This is a genomic window from Oceanicola sp. S124 (assembly GCF_000220565.1).
Taxonomy (GTDB): domain Bacteria; phylum Pseudomonadota; class Alphaproteobacteria; order Rhodobacterales; family Rhodobacteraceae; genus Pseudooceanicola.
In genome coordinates this window covers 1-17,167 of record NZ_AFPM01000284.1, presented here as the reverse complement: position 1 = coordinate 17,167, position 17,167 = coordinate 1, and the positions used below count along the sequence as shown (strand labels likewise).

General features: G+C 67.9%; 13 protein-coding genes. 4 read left to right on the top strand and 9 right to left on the bottom strand.

The features are described from left to right. Nucleotides 1-20: 20 nt before the first annotated feature. Nucleotides 21-1,364 (bottom strand): phosphoglucosamine mutase, encoded by a 1,344-nt coding sequence (gene glmM, locus OS124_RS0119295; protein ID WP_010141558.1) that lies wholly within the window; start codon nucleotides 1,362-1,364, stop codon nucleotides 21-23. A 270-nt stretch (nucleotides 1,365-1,634) separates the two neighbouring features. Between glmM and OS124_RS0119290 the strand changes: the two genes are divergently transcribed. Continuing rightward, nucleotides 1,635-3,131 carry a phosphomannomutase/phosphoglucomutase gene (locus tag OS124_RS0119290; protein ID WP_010141557.1) on the top strand — a complete coding sequence of 499 codons (1,497 nt, stop codon included), beginning with the start codon at nucleotides 1,635-1,637 and terminating at the stop codon, nucleotides 3,129-3,131. A 326-nt stretch (nucleotides 3,132-3,457) separates the two neighbouring features. On the opposite strand, the gene OS124_RS0119285 is transcribed toward OS124_RS0119290, so the two are convergent. The 5 genes from OS124_RS0119285 to OS124_RS0119265 form a co-directional block, all read right to left on the bottom strand. Next, complete coding sequence (locus OS124_RS0119285) at nucleotides 3,458-4,558, bottom strand: flagellar basal body P-ring protein FlgI (RefSeq protein ID WP_010141556.1); 1,101 nt, start codon at nucleotides 4,556-4,558, stop codon at nucleotides 3,458-3,460. Continuing rightward, entirely contained in the window at nucleotides 4,558-5,562 is a 1,005-nt protein-coding gene (locus tag OS124_RS0119280; protein ID WP_010141555.1) for a flagellin, read from the bottom strand. Before OS124_RS0119280 ends, OS124_RS0119285 begins: the two co-directional genes overlap by 1 nt. Nucleotides 5,563-5,565: 3 nt before the next feature. After that, complete coding sequence (gene flgK / locus OS124_RS0119275) at nucleotides 5,566-7,023, bottom strand: flagellar hook-associated protein FlgK (protein WP_010141554.1); 1,458 nt, start codon at nucleotides 7,021-7,023, stop codon at nucleotides 5,566-5,568. A gap of 70 nt (nucleotides 7,024-7,093) precedes the next feature. Continuing rightward, a complete protein-coding gene (locus OS124_RS0119270; protein WP_029375583.1) occupies nucleotides 7,094-8,395 on the bottom strand; it encodes a flagellar hook protein FlgE in 1,302 nt (433 codons plus the stop codon). 111 nt (nucleotides 8,396-8,506) lie between these two features. After that, on the bottom strand, nucleotides 8,507-9,340 hold the full coding sequence (locus tag OS124_RS0119265) for an OmpA/MotB family protein (RefSeq protein ID WP_010141552.1): 834 nt from the start codon (nucleotides 9,338-9,340) through the stop codon (nucleotides 8,507-8,509). Nucleotides 9,341-9,512: 172 nt separating this feature from the next. Between OS124_RS0119265 and OS124_RS25285 the strand changes: the two genes are divergently transcribed. The 3 genes from OS124_RS25285 to OS124_RS25280 are packed head-to-tail and all read left to right on the top strand — an operon-like array spanning nucleotide 9,513 to nucleotide 12,927. Further along, the gene (locus tag OS124_RS25285) at nucleotides 9,513-10,397 is read left to right on the top strand and encodes an NAD-dependent epimerase/dehydratase family protein (protein ID WP_010141551.1); all 885 of its coding nucleotides are present in this window, start codon (nucleotides 9,513-9,515) and stop codon (nucleotides 10,395-10,397) included. Continuing rightward, entirely contained in the window at nucleotides 10,397-11,011 is a 615-nt protein-coding gene (locus OS124_RS0119255) for a sugar transferase (protein ID WP_040607592.1), read from the top strand. The genes OS124_RS25285 and OS124_RS0119255 overlap by 1 nt, the downstream gene beginning before the upstream one ends. Continuing rightward, nucleotides 11,008-12,927: a polysaccharide biosynthesis protein gene (locus OS124_RS25280; protein ID WP_010141549.1), complete on the top strand. Its 1,920-nt coding sequence runs from the start codon at nucleotides 11,008-11,010 to the stop codon at nucleotides 12,925-12,927. Before OS124_RS0119255 ends, OS124_RS25280 begins: the two co-directional genes overlap by 4 nt. A 42-nt stretch (nucleotides 12,928-12,969) precedes the next feature. On the opposite strand, the gene OS124_RS0119245 is transcribed toward OS124_RS25280, so the two are convergent. The 3 genes from OS124_RS0119245 to OS124_RS0119235 all read right to left on the bottom strand — a co-directional run. After that, the gene (locus tag OS124_RS0119245; protein ID WP_010141548.1) at nucleotides 12,970-14,034 is read right to left on the bottom strand and encodes a dipeptidase; all 1,065 of its coding nucleotides are present in this window, start codon (nucleotides 14,032-14,034) and stop codon (nucleotides 12,970-12,972) included. Nucleotides 14,035-14,115: 81 nt separating this feature from the next. Further along, nucleotides 14,116-14,667, bottom strand: coding sequence for a sarcosine oxidase subunit gamma (locus tag OS124_RS0119240; RefSeq protein ID WP_010141546.1), 552 nt, complete (start codon nucleotides 14,665-14,667; stop codon nucleotides 14,116-14,118). Next, nucleotides 14,660-17,167: glycine cleavage T C-terminal barrel domain-containing protein (locus tag OS124_RS0119235; RefSeq protein WP_010141545.1), on the bottom strand; the 2,508-nt coding region annotated here is incomplete at its 5' end. The genes OS124_RS0119235 and OS124_RS0119240, both read right to left, overlap by 8 nt.

The window sequence follows — 17,167 nt, the reverse complement described above, 5'->3', positions numbered from 1 at the left end:
GGGGCGGACTGGGCGTTGCCCTAGTTGGCGACGGCGCGGACCTCGGCGACGATCTTGGCCAGTACGCTGTCCAGCTTGGCCATGTCCTCGGCCTCGCCCATGACGCGGATCAGGGGTTCGGTGCCCGACTTGCGGATCAGCAGGCGCCCGGCCTTGCCCAGGGTCTTCTCGCCCTCGGCGATGGCCTCCTGCACCTGTTCGGTCTCCAGCGGAGCCTTGCCCTCGGCATAGCGGACGTTGACCAGCTTCTGCGGGACAGGCTCGAAAACACTGGACAATTCGCTGGCCGGCTTGCCGGTTTCCACCATGGCCGAGAGGAACTGCAGCGCCGCCAGCAGCCCGTCGCCGGTGGTGGAATGGTCGGTCATGACGATATGGCCCGACTGTTCGCCGCCCAGGTTGAAGCCTCCCGCCTGCATCCGCTCGACCACGTAGCGGTCGCCGACCGAGGTACGCTCCAGCCCGATGCCGCGGCCTTCCAGGAACCGCTCAAGCCCGAGGTTCGACATCACCGTCGCCACAAGGCTGTCGCCGGCCAGCTTGCCCTCGTCCTTCCAGCGCGAGGCGATCAGCCCCATGATCTGGTCGCCATCGGCCACGCGGCCGGTCTCGTCGATCAGGATCACCCGGTCGGCGTCACCGTCCAGGCAGATGCCCAGGTCGGCGCGGGTCTCGCGCACCCGGCGCGCAGCCTGTTCGGGATGGGTGCTGCCGCAGTCCTCGTTGATGTTGAAGCCGTTCGGCTCGACGCCCATCGGGAAGACTTCGGCGCCCAGCTCCCAGAGCACGGCGGGGGCGGTGCGATAGGCGGCGCCATTGGCGCAGTCCAGCACCACGCGCAGCCCGTCCAGCCGGGTGCGGCGGGGCAGGGTGGCCTTGGCGTATTCGACGTAGCGCCCGCGCGCGTCCTCGTAGCGCTTGGCGCGGCCGATGTTCTGCGGCTGCGCCGGGGGCACGCCGGTTTCCATCAGCGCCTCGATGGCGGCCTCGTCATCGTCGGACAGCTTGAAGCCGTCGGGGCCGAAGAACTTGATGCCATTGTCCGCCGCCGGGTTGTGGCTGGCCGAGATCATCACCCCGACATCGGCGCGGAGGCTGCGTGTCAGGTAGCCGATCGCGGGCGTCGGCACCGGGCCCAGCAGGAAGACGTTCATGCCGGTCGAGGTGAAGCCGGCGGTCAGCGCGTTTTCCAGCATGTAGCCGGACAGCCGCGTGTCCTTGCCGATCACCACCCGGTGCTCTTGCTTGTCGGTGCGGAAGTGCCGGCCCGCGGCGGCGGCGAGCTGAAGCGCCACATCCGCCGTCATCGGCCACTTGTTCGCCTGTCCGCGCACCCCGTCGGTGCCGAAGAGCTTGCCTGCCATGCTGCGTCCTGTCTCTGTCCCCGTGGCGCGGTGTCCGCCCCGCGCCTGATTGTCTGTTCACAGCTATAGGCAAGGCCATGCCGCCTGTCCAACCCGCGGACCGGGACGAAGCCGGCGCTCTGCCTTCATTCCCGGCGGTCTTTCGCCTGAGATTTTACGTTTCGGTAACAAAGCTCTCACGGCGCGGGAAGGTCGTTGCTACGGCTTTGCGCTACGGCTACCAAAGTCCCTGACCACTCCGTATTGCTTTTCAGATGGATGACTTGGGCCATGACCAAACCGCTTTCCACCGTCTCTCCGAACACCTGGGAATTTCTCCGGGACCCGATGATCAAGCCGACGGGCTTCCGCGAATACGATGCCCGCTGGAAATACCCTGACGAGATCAACCTGCCGGGCATGACCGCCCTGGGCCTGGGCCTGGGCACCCAGATGTTCAAGCGCGGGGTCGAGCCGGTGATCGCCGTCGGCAACGACTACCGGGATTACTCGCTGGCGATCAAGAACGCGCTGATCCTCGGGCTGGTGCAGGCGGGGATCACCGTCAAGGACATCGGCCCCTGCATTACCCCCATGGCCTATTTCAGCTCGTTCCACCTGGGCGGCTGCGCGGTGGCCATGGTGACCGCCTCGCACAACCCGAACGGCTGGACCGGCGTGAAGATGGGCTTCGAAATGCCCCTGACCCATGGCCCCGACGAGATGGCAGAGCTGCGCGACATCGTGCTGAACGGTCTTGGCCAGGCCCGCGAGGGCGGCAAGGTCGAGCGCGTGGATGGTGTCTACGAAGCCTATCTCGACGACCTGGTCGGTGATTTCAGGATGAGCCGCAAGCTGAAGGTGGTCTGTGCCACCGGCAACGGCACCGCGGCGGCCTTCGGCCCGGCAGTCTTCGAGCGCCTCGGCGTCGAGATCGTGCCTTCGCACAACGAGCTGGATTACACCTTCCCCAACTACAACCCCAACCCCGAGGCCATGGAGATGCTGCATGACATGGCGGCTTCGGTGAAGGCCTCCGGCGCCGACTTCGCGCTTGGCTTCGATGGCGACGGCGACCGCTGCGGCGTGGTCGATGACGAGGGCGAAGAGATCTTCGCCGACAAGGTCGGTGTCATCATGGCGCGCGACCTGATCAAGCTCTACCCCGGGTCGACCTTCGTGGCGGATGTGAAATCCACCGGCCTCTTTGCTGCCGACCCCGAGCTGATCGAGGGCGGTGCGGTGGCCGACTACTGGAAGACCGGCCACAGCCACATGAAGCGCCGCGTGCATGAGCTGGGCGCCCTGGCGGGCTTCGAGAAGTCTGGGCACTACTTCCTCGCCGGGGATATCGGGCGCGGCTATGACGATGGCATGCGGGTGGCAGTCGAGATCTGCAAGCTGATGGATCGCAACCCCGACAAGTCGATGTCGGACCTGCGCAAGGATCTGCCTGTCACCTATTCGACCCCGACCATGTCGCCCTATGCGGCGGATGAAGAGAAATACGACATCCTCGAGCGTATCGTGCAGAAGCTGGTCGCCAAGGCCGAAGCCGGCGAGACCTTCGCCGGGCGCGCGGTGAAGGAGGTCGTCACGGTGAACGGCGCCCGGGTGATCCTGGACAATGGCTCCTGGGGGCTGGTGCGGGCCTCGTCGAACACGCCGAACCTGGTGGTGGTCTGCGAAAGCTCCGACAGCGAGGAAGAGCTGCGCGCGATCTTCAAGGAGATCGACGGGGTGATCCGGACCGAGCCCGCCGTGGGCGACTACGACCAGACCTTCTGATCGCGCCGAACCATCTTCGAGGCCGGGGGACGGTGGGTTGTCACCCACCCTACGCCCGGCCTCGTCTCGTCGCGCGCCCCGGAGATGCGTCCCCTGGACGCCTGCCCCGGCTTCGGCATTCAAGACATCGGTCGCCCGGGTGCAGCCGCTTTGGCACCGACCGTCCCGGTGCGGGCCCATCCGGCTTGGTCTGACCTGACCGGGTGGTCCTGGCATTGGGCACTCGGGGGTTCGGTCATCGCCCGACATGGCAGGGGCCGTCGCGATATCGGGCTGAGGGGGCGGAAAGTGTAGGGTGGGTGCAACCCACCTTCGCTGCTTTCGCCCTATCGGACAATGAACTCCGCATGCAGCGCACCCGCTGCCTTGATGCTCTTAAGGATGTCGATCATGTCGCGCGGCGCCACGCCAAGGGCGTTCAGTCCGGCGACCACCTCGGAGAGCGAGGTGCCCTCGCGGATCTCGGCCAGCCCGATGCCGGGTTCCTCGATGATCTCGGCATTGGTGCGTGGGACCACCACCGTCTCGCCCTCGGCAAAGGGGTTGGGCTGGACCACGGCCGGATCCTCTTCGATCCGCAGGGTCAGGTTGCCCTGGCTGACCGCGACGCGGCTGATCCGCACGTCCTCTCCCATCACGATGGTGCCCGAGCGCTGGTCCACGACCACCCGCGCCTTTTGCTCGGGCTCGACCAGGATATTCTCGACCCGGCCAAGCGCATGAGCCGGCGAGGCCAGCCCGGTTGCCACGATGTCCAGCCGCACCGTGCCGGCATCCAGCATGCGGGCGACCGGGCTGGCGAAGTCTTCGTTGATGGCCTGTTCGATCCGCCCTGCGGTGGTGAAATCCGGCTCGCGCAGCGCGAGGCGCAGCGAGGAAAGCGCCGAGAGTTCGAAGTCGACCTCGCGTTCGACCCGGGCCCCCGAGGGGATGACGCCCGCCGTCGGGACCCCCTGCACCACCTGCGCCGCGTCGCCCTGAGCCGCCGCGCCGCCGGCGATGATCGTGCCCTGAGCCACCGCATAGATCTGACCGTCCGCGGCGTTCAGCGGCGTCATGATCAGCGTGCCGCCGAGCAGCGATGATGCATCGCCGATCGCCGAAACGGTCACGTCGATCGTTCCCCCGGCACGCGAGAATGGCGGCAACTCGGCCGTGGCAAAGACGGCGGCCACGTTCTTGGGGCGGAATTGCTCCCCGGTCACGTTCACGCCGAGCCTCTCGAGGATGTTGGACATGATCTCTTCGGTGAAGGGCGCATTGCGGATCCCGTCGCCCGTGCCGTTCAGCCCGACCACGAGGCCGTAGCCCACAAGGTCATTGCCACGCACGCCGTCGAATTCCACCAGGTCCTTGATGCGGATCGGCCCGGAGACCGCGGCTTGGGGCAACAGCAGCGCGAGGCAAATGAGGATCCGGCCCAGCATCACAGGTAGTCCGTCAGCGAAAGCCGTGCCAGCTTGACCGTCATCGCGTAGAGCGCCTCCAGCTGGAACTGCACGTCTTCCAGCTGCGTCGCGGTATCGTAGGGATCGACCGCGAGAAGCTCGGACTGGGCGATCCGATAGCCGGCGCGTTCGGACACGATGCGGGCCGAGCTTTCCTCGGCGCGGGTCTGCGCATAGCCGAGGTCGGCGCGGATCTGCACCAGGCGCTCCTGTCGGAAGGACAGCCCCTCGCCGGCGGCCTTGATCATCTCGGCCTGCAGGTCGCTGTCGAAGCCCAGTGTCTGATCCGCCGTCAGCGCGGCCATGGAGGCGTATTTCAGCATGCTGCGGAAGGCCTCGTCGTCGCCGCGCAGGTCGAGGTCGACGGTCTCTCCCTCGCCCAGGACGAAGGGTTGCAGCGAGGTCGCCGAGCCCTGGTAGGCCACCGTGTCGAAGCCTCCGCCGGGGTCGAACCATGTGTCGAGCACGCCCTGCACGCCCGCCAGCGTGGTCTGGCCCGCCAGCGCCGTGCGCAGGTCTGCCAGGATGTCCTCATGCGAGACCAGGGGCGCGGTATCGCTGTCGATGCCCGAGCAGAGCGCCCGCCCGGCGACGGTGGAGTTGATGGCGTTCACCATGCTTTCCAGGTCTTCCGTCGCCCGGGTCGAGGCGCTGACGACGGCTTCGTCGAGGAAGGACCCCGCCGCTGTCAGTGCCGCCGAGCCTATGTTGGTCGAGAGGGTCTGGAAGCGGTCCAGCACGTCCTGCATGGTCTGGGTGAACAGGATCGCCTCACCGGTGGCGGCATCGTAGCTGTCGAGCAGCGTCAGGTTGCGCTGCACGTCCGCGAGATAGGAGTAGCTGCCCGAGAGGTGGCGGGCGACATCTGCCGTGCGACCCGAGGCAAGCTCCTGGCTGAGCTGGTTCATCCGGCTCTTCAGGTCGGTGTTCTGCTGGCGCAGCATGAAGCTTTGGGCGAGATCTCCGATGGTGATGGCGGGCATGGCTCAGATCCTCATCAGGATGTCGAGAAGATCCTCGACAGTTTGCACCAGCCGGGCGTTGGCGGCGTAGGTCTGTTCGATCAGCAGCAGGCGCTGCATCTCTTCGTCGGTGTCCACCCCGTCCGACAGCAGTCGCGCCTTCAGCTCGGCCTCGCGGGTGGTGGCGAAGGCAAGGCTTTGTTCCGAAAGGTTTCTTTCGGTCCCGGTGAGGGACATGATCGACGAGGCAAGGTTGGGGGCCGAGATCCCCGAGGTGGTGAAGGGCCCGGAGGCCGGTGTGCGCTTCTCGTTCAGGGCGGCCAGCATGTCCTGCAGCAGCGTGGCGTCCGAGACCGGCCCCTGGACGGTGGCGTTGAGACCGTCGCGCAGCCGCCAGGTCGCGCCGCCCTGGTCCGGGTCGACGGCGGCGTTGATCGTCAGCCGTGAGGCCAAGCCGACCTCGTTGGTGGCGGCGAAGGCCGCGCCATTGTCGGTGAACAGCCCCGCGTCCCCGGCCAGCAGGGTGGGATCCAGAGTCGGGTCCTGGAACCGTTCCACCAGGTCGCGGGCGACCGAGTCGATGCGGGCCTGGGCCCCTTCGGCCAGCTCGTCGCGCACTTCGAAGAGTGCCGCAAGCCGGCCGCCGGCAATCGGGCTGCGGTCATCGGCGGTGTCCACGGCCACGCCGTTGATCGTCAGCCCGGACAGCAGGCTGGCCGACTGGGTCATGTTGGCGGTGATCGTCGTTGTGCGGCTGAAGCCGAATTCCACGGCAGAGTTTCCATCCAGCAGGATTGCCCCGCCGGCGGAGAACAGCGCGATCTGGCCATTGTCCCGCGCCACCTCGATGATCGGGATGTAGTCGGACAGCTCGTCCAGGGCGGCCTGGCGATGATCTTCCAGCGGTGCCGAGTTGCCGCCGGTCAGCCGTGCCCGGTTGATCCCCTCGTTCAGGCTGCGCATCTCTTCCAGCAGGGTATTCATCCGGGTCGTGGCGGTCGCGATCTCGGTATCCGCGTCCTGGCGGATCTGCTGGATGCCGTCACCGATATCCTTGATTGTCTTGGCGACATCCTCGGCGGCATAGAGCACGGTCGTCAGACGTTCCGTCAGGTCGGGGCGCGACGCCGCCGCGATCATGGCGCTTTCGAAGGTGGTCAGCCGCCCCGACAGCGAGCTGCCGTCCTCGGGCGTGCCCAGCAGATCTTCCATGCGGCGCTGGAAGACCGTCACGGCATCGGCGTGCTGCATGGCGGAGTTGGCGTCGCGGGTATCTGCGACCAGGCCCCGGTCGACATGGCGGGTGACGCCGCCGATCTCGACCCCGCCCCAGGTGCCGGAGGCGCGGGCGTGCACCTCCTGGGTGCGGCGGGCATAGCCTTCTGTCATGGCGTTCGAGATGTTCGAGGCGACGACCGATGAATGCCGCGCTGAGGCGGTCAGGCCCGAGAGGGCATTGGACAGGGCACCGGAGAGGCTCATGCGGCGGACCTTTCTGGACAGCGGGGATCATGTGGCGGCGCCTCCTGCGCCGCCGTGGATCAAGCCTTTGTCAGCGCTTGATATTCGTGGTTTCCTGCAACATCTCGTCGACGGTCTGGAAGACCTTGGCGTTGGAGGAATAGGCGCGCTGGGTGCGGATCATGTCGGTCAGCTCTCCGGCGACATCAGTGCCGGATTCCTCGCGCGCATAGGCCACGATGTCGCCGGTCGGACCGTCGCCGGCATCCCAGAGGTAGAAGCCGCCACTTTCCGGCGTCGGCATGTAGGTCTGGTAGTCCATCGAGCGCATGCCGTTGACATTGACCACGTCGGCCAGCGGCACCTGGTAGAGGATCTGCGCCGCGCCACTCTCGAAGTAGGCGCGCACGTAGCCGTTGGCATCGACCTCGACCCCGGTAATGTTGGAGACGGCAGAGCCATCCTTGGTGATGCCGGTCGGGGCGAACTTGTCACCAAGCTGTGACAGCCCGCCGCTTGCGTCCAGCATCCCCAGGTCGATCTCGATCGGGCCCGAGGCGACGGTGACCGTCACCTTGCCGGTGGCGGCGCTGTAGGCGGTGCCGGCCGAGCCGAGGGTCACCGCGTCCAGCGTGCCCCCCTCGGTGCGGGTATCGTTGAAGTCGAGGGTATATTCCCCGACCAGCGTGCCGAGGGCGCTGTCGGTGATCTCCATCAGCCAGGAGTTCGAGGCGCCGGGGCCGGCGACATCGGGCGTGAAGGTGACGGTCAGCGTCTCGGGCTTGCCGAGGTTATCGTAGTACTCGATCGTCACCGACAGCGGATCGCCCGAGGCGGTGTCCTCGGTCTCTGTCGCGGGCAGGTTGATGCCCATGCCGATCTCGGTCGTGGGATTGCCGGAGTAGGCCGAGGGGTCGATCTGCACCGGCACCAGACCGGTCGAGGTTTCCCGTGCCACGGCGGGGATAGAGCCATCGGAGTTGGCCTTCCAGCCCAGCAGGATCAGCCCGGTATCGGTGCGCAGGTATCCGTCTTCGTCGGTGCGGAAGGATCCGGTGCTGGTCAACAGCATCTGTTCGAAGGTGCCGGTCGCGGCCACCTCGGCCCCGTTGGCCACCGGCAGCATCCCGCGTTCACGCACCGCCAGGTCGGTCGGGTTGTCCGTCGGCACGATCGAGCGCCGCTGGTCGATCATCCGCTGGGTCGTCGCGCGCACCCCACCGGCGGTATAGCCGGCGCCGCTTTCACTCAGCACAAGAGAGCTGAAGTCGGTGGCGACCCGCTTGTAGCCATAGGTGGAGGAATTCGCGATGTTGTCGGCAATGGCCGCAAGGCGGGTGGCATTGGTCTGGAGACCGGCAACGCCCGCATTGAGGGACGAGGAAATTGTCATGAATACGCCTTTCTGCTGCATCGACCTTTTCGTCGCAGCAACAGCTAAGGGCGCCGGCTTAAAATGCCGCTAACATCTAAAATCCTCAGCACTTGCGGCCAAAAACTGGGGCTAGCGGTTGCGCCTCAGCAGGATGATCTCGAGCCGATTGTTGCGTGCTGACATGGGGTTGCGGTCTGCCAGCTCCCGATCCGCATGGCCGGTGATCCGCGCCACGCGGTTTCCGGGCAGACCCTGCCGCAGCATGAGCTTGCGCATCTCAGCGGCGCGCTGAGTCGAGAGATCCCAGACCGGATTGTCGTTCAGCACCACCGGGCGGGCATGGACATGCCCCTCGATCGCCATCTCGTTGGTGACCAGAGAGGTCACGCGCACCAGCATCGCGGCCAGTTGTTCCAGCAGGGCGGTCGGTTCGGCGGTCTCGCCACGATAAAGGGCGGCCTCGTCCGTTTCAAAGAGCTCGATCACCAGGCCTTCGTCGGTGACCCGCGTCACGATGTGGCGGAGCATCTCGGGGTGGACGTCGCTTTCGCCGGTCTGGCCGCGCAGGATCTTCTCGATCTCTTCAAGCTGGCGGGCCTCGGCGTCCTCGGACTGCTGCGCCTCGCGCCCGGACGATTTGTCCTGCGGGGTCGGATTGAGCGAGGTCGCGCCGGTGCCGACCTGCGGCAGGGCGATCTCGGAAAAGGTGCTTTCGCCGCCGAAGGCACCATCGCCGCCGCCGGAGACCCGGTTCAGCGGAATCGTCGGAGAGAAGTAATCCGCGATCCCCTTGCGCTGCTTTTCCGTCGTCGCGTTCAACAACCACATCAGAAGGAAGAAGGCCATCATGGCCGTCACGAAGTCGGCGTAGGCCACCTTCCAGGCACCGCCATGATGCCCGTCGCCGCCGCCCTTCTTCACCTTCTTGATGATGATTGGCGCGGCATTGCTCTGCCCGCTCATCTCCACCACCTCTGTAACTCACCCGATATCAGGTGTAGCGGCAGGATCTTGCGGGAAGCTTAACAGGCACGATTGTCCGGTTTCTTCCGAGGAGCGCGGTTTTTCTGGGAACACAAATGGAACTTTAACCAGTTGCGGCCAGTCTGCGGGAAATTGCAGGACGGGACGGCGGATGGTTGCGGCGGATCTACTTGTGCTGGGCAGTTCGGGGCGCGCGGGGCGCCTGCTGCGGGGCGTGCTCGCCGGCTCTCCCCGGCTGCGGGCGGGGTTCGCGCCCATGGGGCGGCCGCGTATCCTTTGGCAGCAGCGCAGCGGGGACGGCGGCGCGGATGTGCTGAAATGGCAGCCGGGGCGACCGTTGCCACGCGGCCTCTCGGCGCGGGTCATCCTGGCGCTCTGGGGGGTGACGTCGGGGTCGCCCGAGCAACTGGCGCAGAATGCGGTGCTGGCCCGGGCTGCACTTCATCTTGCGCGCCGTGTGGGGGCGCAGCGGGTGATCCACCTGTCCAGCGGTGCCGTCCAGGCCGGTCTGCACTGCGCCCCTGCGGCAGAAGACATGGGGCTGGCACCGCTCGGGCCCTATGGGGTGGCCAAGCAGCATATGGAGGCAGCAATCGCCACCTGGCATGCGCAGCGGCCAGGGATGGCACCGCGCAGCACGGTGGTCCGTCTGGGCAACCTGGCCGGGGCGGATCAGCTTTTCGAGGCGATTGCGAAAGGCGGTCCCGTGGTGCTTGACCGATTCGACGACGGTTCGGGCCCCCGGCGATCCTATATCGGGGCCGAGGATTTGCTACGCCTGCTGGCGCGGCTTGCAACCTGTCCCGTCCGGGATCTGCCGGATTGCGTCAATGCCACCGGCCCGCAGCCCGTCGCGATGGAAGATCTGATACGTGCCGCCGGTGTGCCCCTGCGCTGGCGTCCGGCACCGCCCTCGGCGCTTCCCGTCCTGGCGCTGGATCCTGCGCGGATGCAGGGCATCTGCGGCGCGCTGGCGCGTAGCGGCTCGGCCGAGGGACTGATCTCCCAATGGCGTCGCGCGAGGGAGCCTGCCTGATGAGCACCGGAAAGCGCGCCTTCGACCTGCTGCTGGCCCTTGCCGGGGTGGCTCTGCTCTGGCCACTGCTGCTTCTGGTGGCGCTGGCGGTTCGCCTGTGTGACGGTCCGCCGATTCTCTACCGTGCCGAACGCATGCGCGCGCCGGATCAGCCTTTCACCCTTTGGAAGTTCCGTACCATGCGCCCGGACCCCACCGATCGCGGTGTTTCCGGGGGCGACAAGGCCAGGCGCATCACGCGGTTGGGGGGACACTTGCGTCGGCTCCGCCTGGATGAATTGCCCCAGCTCTGGAACCTGCTGAACGGCGATATCTCGGTCGTCGGGCCACGTCCGCCGCTGCGCCGATATGTCGAGGCTCATCCGCGCCTCTACGCAGCTGTGCTGCGCTCTCGTCCAGGGCTGACCGGCATGGCGACCGTGCACTTCCGTCATCGCGAGGAAACCCTTCTCGCCCCCTGTCGCAGCGCCGAAGAGACCGAACGGACCTATTCAACGCGCTGCATCCCGGCAAAGGCCCGGCTGGATCTGCTTTATGCCCGCCGGCGCACGCTCTGGCTGGACCTGCATCTGATCCTCATGACCTTCCTGCCCGACCGGCGGAGGCGACGATGACCCCGCGTCCCCTGGCAGAGGGGCTGACCGATCTTGGCCCGCGTCGCAAAGCCATGATCCTGCTGCTGGTCGACGGCGTGGCGGCGCAGCTGGCGACGACCTTGGTCTCCCTGACGTTGCCCGGTGAAATGCCCCTTTGGCTTTCCATGCTGCTCACGGTCGCCGGTGTCGGTCTGGGGGCCGTGCTGGGGCTGCACCGCATGAAGCTGCGAACCTATCGGCAGCAGAACATTCCCCGAAGCCTGAACCAAGGCCTGCTCCTTGCGCTGCTCCTGTCGCCCATGGTGGCGGTTGGCCTGCTGACAGGGGCGCAGGGCCTTGTCTTCGCCACGCTTTTTGCGGCGTCGTCAATTGCGGGGCGGCTGTTGCTGCTGCACCTGGCTCTTAGGGCCCATGCCCTGGCGCGACGACCGCAGCGGGTGTTGATCTGGGGCGCCGGACGTGCCGGGCAGCAGCTTGCGGCGGCGCTCTCGGGGGATGAGGCGTTGCGCGTGCAGGGCTTCGTTGACCAGGACCTGCGCATGCAGGGCAAGCGTCTTGCCGGTGTGCCGGTTCATCCACCTGCGCGCGCGGTTGCGCTGGTCGCGCGGTTGCGTGTCGACCTTGTCGTGCTGGCGCTGCCTCCTGCGGCGCAGGCTGCTGCTCGGCAAGCCCTTGCCGGGGCCGGATGCGATGTCGAAACCCTGCCCGGTTTTGCCGCCCGGCTCTGGGGCAGGGGCGCGGACCGTCCGGACATGGCGACCCTGCTGGGGCGCGCCGGGCTTGACCATAACCTGCCAGAGGGCGGCGAAAGCTATGTCGGCCAGGTGATCCTTGTCACCGGCGCCGGCGGCTCGATCGGGGCGGAGCTGTCCCGCCAGCTGTCTCGCCTGCGACCGCGCGGCCTTGTTCTGCTGGACCACTCGGAACTGGCGCTCTATGAGATTGCGCGTGAACTCGAGGACGCCCCGGTGCAGGTGCTTCCGGTGCTGGGGTCGGTCTGCGACGCCGGCCTGATTGCCCGCCTTCTGGCGCAGCAGCGCGTCCAGGTGATCTTCCACGCGGCGGCCTACAAGCATGTGCCGCTGGTCCAGCTGAACCCGCTTGAAGGGATCCGCAACAACGTCCTGGGGACGCAGGTGCTGGCAGAGGCGGCAGCGCGGGCCGGTGTCGGGCGGATGATCCTGATCTCGAGCGACAAGGCAGTGCGGCCGGTGTCGGTCATGGGCGCAACCAAGCGCATGGCCGAGCTGATCGTGCAGGACCTTGCGGCGCGTGGCGGCGGCACCCGTTTTGCCATGGTGCGTTTCGGCAATGTCATGGGGTCTTCGGGATCGGTCGTGCCCCTTTTCACGGAACAGATCTCGCGCGGCGGGCCGGTCACTGTGACCCATCCCCAGGTGACGCGCTACTTCATGAGCGCGGCCGAGGCGGTGCGGCTGACCCTGCTGGCAGGGCATTTCGCCATTGGTGGCGAGGTCTTCGTGCTCGACATGGGCCGGCCCCAGAAGATCCTGGACCTGGCCCGGCAGATGATCCGAGGGGCCGGGATGACGCCCCGCGATGCCGATCATCCCGAGGGCGACATCGAGATCAGGTTTACCGGCCTGCGCCCGGGGGAGAAGCTGGAAGAGGAACTTCTGATCGCGGCCGAGATGCTGCCGACGCCGCATCCCAGGATCCTTCGCGCGCAGGAGGCTCAGCTGGCTACGGCCCGTCTCCACGAGGCGCTGGCCGATCTCTCCGAGAGGCTGCACCTTGGTGACGCCGCCGGCGCGATGGCGGCTCTGATGCATTGGACCGAAAGCGCGCCGGTCCCCGACCGGGAAGCGCTCGCGATACCGCCGCCGGACTACCGGCTCGGAGGGGCAAGCGGGGTGTCCGGGCGTGCCGGCTGGCCGGGTGCGGACGCCGGCCGGGGCTCGCGGATCTGCTGAGTCGGGCTATCGGGGCTGGCGGCCGGAGTCACCCCGCGCTGTTCAGCCTCCCCAGGTGCGGCGCAGCACCCTCATCCAGTTGCCCTGGCAAAGCTTCTGCATCAGGCGCTGGTTGATGCCACGCTCTCGCAGGGCGCGGCGCAGGTTGGGTAGCCCGGCGCAGTCGCCGATCACCTCGGGCACGATCGCGCCATCGAAATCCGAGCCGAAGCCGACGCGATCCTCGCCCAGCCGGGAGATCAGGTGATCCAGGTGCCGGATCAGCAGGTCCAGGGACATGTCGGCGGCCATCTGGCCGTCGGGCCGCAGGAAGCCCGTGGCCAGGTTGATGCCCACCATGCCGTCGCTCTCGGCGATCATGGCCAGCTGACGGTCGGTGAGGTTGCGGGCATGGGGGCAGATTTCCCATGCGTTGGAGTGGGTTGCCACAAGGGGGGCATCGCTCAGCCGGGCCACGTCATCGAAGCCGCGGGCATTCAGATGCGACAGGTCGACAACGATCTTCAGACGGTTGCAGGCCCCGATCAGCCGCTTTCCGGCCTCGGTCAGGCCCGGGCCTGTATCCGGGTCCGACGGATAGCGGAAGGGCACGCCGTCGCCGAAGATCGTCGGGCGGCTCCAGACCGGTCCGAGAGAGCGAAGGCCAAGGGCGTGGAACTCATCCAGCTCTGCGAGGTCGGGGCCGATCGCCTCGGCGCCCTCGATGTGCAGCACCGCCGCCATGGCGGGGCCGGGCAGGGCGGCTTCGAGGCTGTCGATGTCGGTGCAGACCTTGATGACGCCCTCAGCCTGCAACGAACGGGCCGCGGCAAAGCCCTGCCGGGTGATCTCCAGCGCGGTCGCATGGTCGACCGGCGGCGGCAGGGGCAGGTCGTAGGCGGGCTTCGAGAACTCCTCCATCCGGATCGCGTTCTCATCGGTGCCGGGCACGAAAATGGCGAAGAAGCCACCGGCCAGGCCACCGTGGCGGGCACGTGGCAGGTCGATGTGGCCGCCAAGCGTGCCCTCGCGCAGGGCGGCGGCGGTCACCTTGCCGGTGATCATCCGAAGGATCAGGTCATTGTGCCCGTCGAAAATGCCCGGGCTGCGCAGGGTCTCGTCCGCCATCGTCCGCCTTCCGTACTTCACGGGTTCGTACGAAACCAGCCCGCGCCGAAGCTGTCCAGAGAGGATCTGGAGCGCCGGTCCCTATGTCGCGGTGCCGGCCGCATGCCGTGCAGCGGTTTCGGTCAGCGCATGCCACAGGCTGCCCGCCGCCGAGCGCAGGGTCAGCACGGCCATCTCCGTCTCGGAGCGGCGCAGCACGAAGCAGCCGAGATGATGCAGCAGCGTGCGCGTGGCGCGGCCCGGCGCGATCTGCTCGGCGGGCAGGTTGACCAGCTTCGCCGCGAGGTCCAGCAGCGGCGCGGGCCCGGCTTCCGAGGTGATGCGGAAGCTGACCCAGCCATCGCTCTGCTCGGTCGTACGGGCACCGGGCAGGGCGGCAAGCCGCACCATGGAGGCCCCGGGCGCGCGCGTCTCGACCATCCACTGTTGCGGGCCCATCCAGAAAATGGATGGTTCGCCAGCAAGATAGCCACCGGGGCCCGGCAGGGGCAGATCGATCGCGGCGAGGTCGGTGCCGACGGGCAGAGCCAGGGAGATCAGGCCCAGCCCGCCCTCTTCGGAAAGGGTCAGCGGCCCGAAACCGGTCTGCGCGGGGGTGGCGCCGAGGGCGGCCATGGGGGTCAGGTCAGTCACGCAGACGTCCTCCTTCGGGGTCGACGAAATGGGCCGGGACAACGCGGCAGGCGGCCTCGGTTCCTTCCAGCGGGTTGGCGGCTATCACGGTTTCGCCCAGCCGTGCGTCGCCCTCTTCGAGGAAGCCGAGCGCGATGAGGCCGCCGACATGGGGCGAGTAGCAGGCCGAGGTGATCCAGCCCTGATCCGAGGCGGTGTCACGCGCGGCCCCTTCGCGGAACAGATGCGACCCGGCGGGCAGCGGCTGCGCGGGATCCACCGCCTGCAGCCCGACCAGCCGCCGCTTGTCCTGCGCCAGCCCCTCGCGCCGCGACATCACCGCGCCGATGCTGTCCTTCTTCTGCGAGACCATGCGCCCCAGGCCCAGCATCAGCGCCGTGGTCTGGCCGTTCAGCTCGGCCCCGGCGGCATGGCCCTTCTCGATCCGCAGGACCGAAAGCGCCTCGGTCCCGTAAGGGGTGACGCCAAGGTTGGCGCCCTCGCGCATCAGCCGTTCCATCAGCGCCTGGCCGTAGCGGGCGGGCACGGCGATCTCGTAGGCCAGCTCGCCCGAGAACGAGATGCGGAACAGTCGCGCCGGGCAGCCATTCGCCACCGTCAGCTCGGCGCAGGCCATGAAGGGGAAGGCCTCGTTCGAGAGGTCGAAGCCGTCGGTGACGCGGCTCAGCAGGCGGCGGGCGTTCGGCCCGGCCACGGCGATCTGCGCCCAGGCGTCGGTGGTCGAGATCAGCGTCACGTCCAGCTCGGGCCAGAGGCACTGGCGGGCGAACTCCATGTTGCGCAGCACCAGCCCGGCATTGGCCGTGGTGGTGGTGACGACGTAATGGGTCTCGCCCAGCCGGGCGCAGGTGCCGTCGTCATAGGCGTGGCCGTCCTCGCGCAGCATAAGCCCGTAGCGGACCTTGCCGACGGCCAGGGTGCCCATCATGTTGGCGTAGATCCGGTTGAGGAATTCGCCCGCATCGGCGCCCTGCACGTCGATCTTGCCAAGGGTGGTCACATCGCAGAGGCCGACCCCGGCGCGCACCGCCAGAACCTCGCGATCGACGCTTTGCCGCCAGTGGGTTTCGCCCGGCTGGGGGAAATACTGCGCCCGCATCCACTGGCCGGCCTCGACGAACAGCGCGCCTTGCGCCTTGGCCCAGGCATGGGTCGGGGTCAGGCGGGTCGGGCGGAAATGCGCCCCCGTATCGCCGCCGCCCAGAACCGAGAGACTGACGGGCGTATAGGGCGGGCGGAAGATAGTGGTGCCCGTCTCGGGAATGCTGCGGCCGGTCAGCTCGGCCATCACGGCCAGGGCGGTGACGTTCGAGGTCTTGCCCTGGTCGGTCGCCATGCCCAGCGTGGTCCAGCGTTTCAGGTGCTCGACGGACCGCATGTTCTCCTGATGGGCCAGCTTGATGTCCTTGACGGTGACATCGTTCTGGAAATCCACCCAGGCGCGCCCCTTGCCGGGGACATGCCAGAAGGCCTCGGCGCCGGCCTGACGGTCTTCGGCGCGGGGCAGGTCGGGGGCAGGCGCGGTCAGGCCGAGCTGGTGCAGGGCATCCGCTGCCGCATGGTGGCCGGACGCCAGCGCATGGTGCGTCGAGCCTTCGCCCGCGGCGGCACCGGCGGGGATCAGCCCCTCGGGTCCACCATGAGCGAGGAAGGCGAGGCGCGTGGCATCCCATTGCGGACGGCCCCGGTGGTGCGAGGCCAGCTGGATGTTCGGGTTCCACCCGCCCGAGACGCCGAGGGCGGCGCAGGCCAGCTCTTCCTCGCGGCCGTTCCAGGCGAGGCGGATGGCGCGCAGGCCCCTGCGGCCCGAGGTGCCGGTGACACGGCCGCCGGCGAAGATCGGGTAGTCTCCGAAAGAGCGCGCCCCGGTCCGGCTGTCGATGACGCCCAGCAGGTCGACGCCCTTGGCCTGAAGATCCAGCGCCGTACGGTGCCCGTCGTCGTTATTGGTGAAGATCGCCACCTTGCCCGCGCCCGGCGCCACGGCCCAGCGGTTGGCATAGGCGCGCATGGCACCGGCCAGCAGGATGCCGGGGCGGTCGTTGTCGCGGAAGGGGATGTGGCGCTCGGTGGCGCCGGTGGCCATGACGGCGCGCGTCGCGGTGATCCGCCACAGGGTCTGGCGCAGCGCTGCGCCGGGCAGGTCCGAGACCTGCTCGACCGCGCCGTAGACGCCGTGATCGTAGACGCCGAAGACCGTGGTGCGGGGCATCACGCGGACATTGGGCAGGGCGCGCAGCTCTGCCTCGGCCCGGGCCACCCAGTCGGCGGCGGGGGCATCGTCCAGCGGATCGCTTTCGGCCAGCAGGCGGCCACCAAGGCGCAGATCCTCGTCGGAAAGGATTACATTCGCCCCCGCACGGCCGGCGGTCAGCGCGGCGGAGAGGCCGGCCGCGCCGCCACCGATCACCAGCAGGTCGCAATGCAGGAAGCCCTTGTCGTAGGACTCGGGGTCGGGCAGCTGCGACAGCGCGCCCAGACCGGCGGCGCGGCGGATGGC

Excerpts from the sequence above, each read along its gene's own strand:
- OS124_RS0119270 (WP_029375583.1), bottom strand. The coding sequence starts at position 8,395 with ATGACAATTTCCTCGTCCCTCAATGCGGGCGTTGCCGGTCTCCAGACC.
- OS124_RS0119280 (WP_010141555.1), bottom strand. The coding sequence starts at position 5,562 with ATGCCCGCCATCACCATCGGAGATCTCGCCCAAAGCTTCATGCTGCGC.
- OS124_RS25280 (WP_010141549.1), top strand. The coding sequence starts at position 11,008 with ATGACCCCGCGTCCCCTGGCAGAGGGGCTGACCGATCTTGGCCCGCGT.
- OS124_RS0119265 (WP_010141552.1), bottom strand. The coding sequence starts at position 9,340 with ATGAGCGGGCAGAGCAATGCCGCGCCAATCATCATCAAGAAGGTGAAG.
- OS124_RS0119290 (WP_010141557.1), top strand. The coding sequence starts at position 1,635 with ATGACCAAACCGCTTTCCACCGTCTCTCCGAACACCTGGGAATTTCTC.
- OS124_RS0119285 (WP_010141556.1), bottom strand. The coding sequence starts at position 4,558 with ATGCTGGGCCGGATCCTCATTTGCCTCGCGCTGCTGTTGCCCCAAGCC.
- OS124_RS0119255 (WP_040607592.1), top strand. The coding sequence starts at position 10,397 with ATGAGCACCGGAAAGCGCGCCTTCGACCTGCTGCTGGCCCTTGCCGGG.
- glmM (WP_010141558.1), bottom strand. The coding sequence starts at position 1,364 with ATGGCAGGCAAGCTCTTCGGCACCGACGGGGTGCGCGGACAGGCGAAC.
- flgK (WP_010141554.1), bottom strand. The coding sequence starts at position 7,023 with ATGAGCCTCTCCGGTGCCCTGTCCAATGCCCTCTCGGGCCTGACCGCC.
- OS124_RS25285 (WP_010141551.1), top strand. The coding sequence starts at position 9,513 with ATGGTTGCGGCGGATCTACTTGTGCTGGGCAGTTCGGGGCGCGCGGGG.
- OS124_RS0119245 (WP_010141548.1), bottom strand. The coding sequence starts at position 14,034 with ATGGCGGACGAGACCCTGCGCAGCCCGGGCATTTTCGACGGGCACAAT.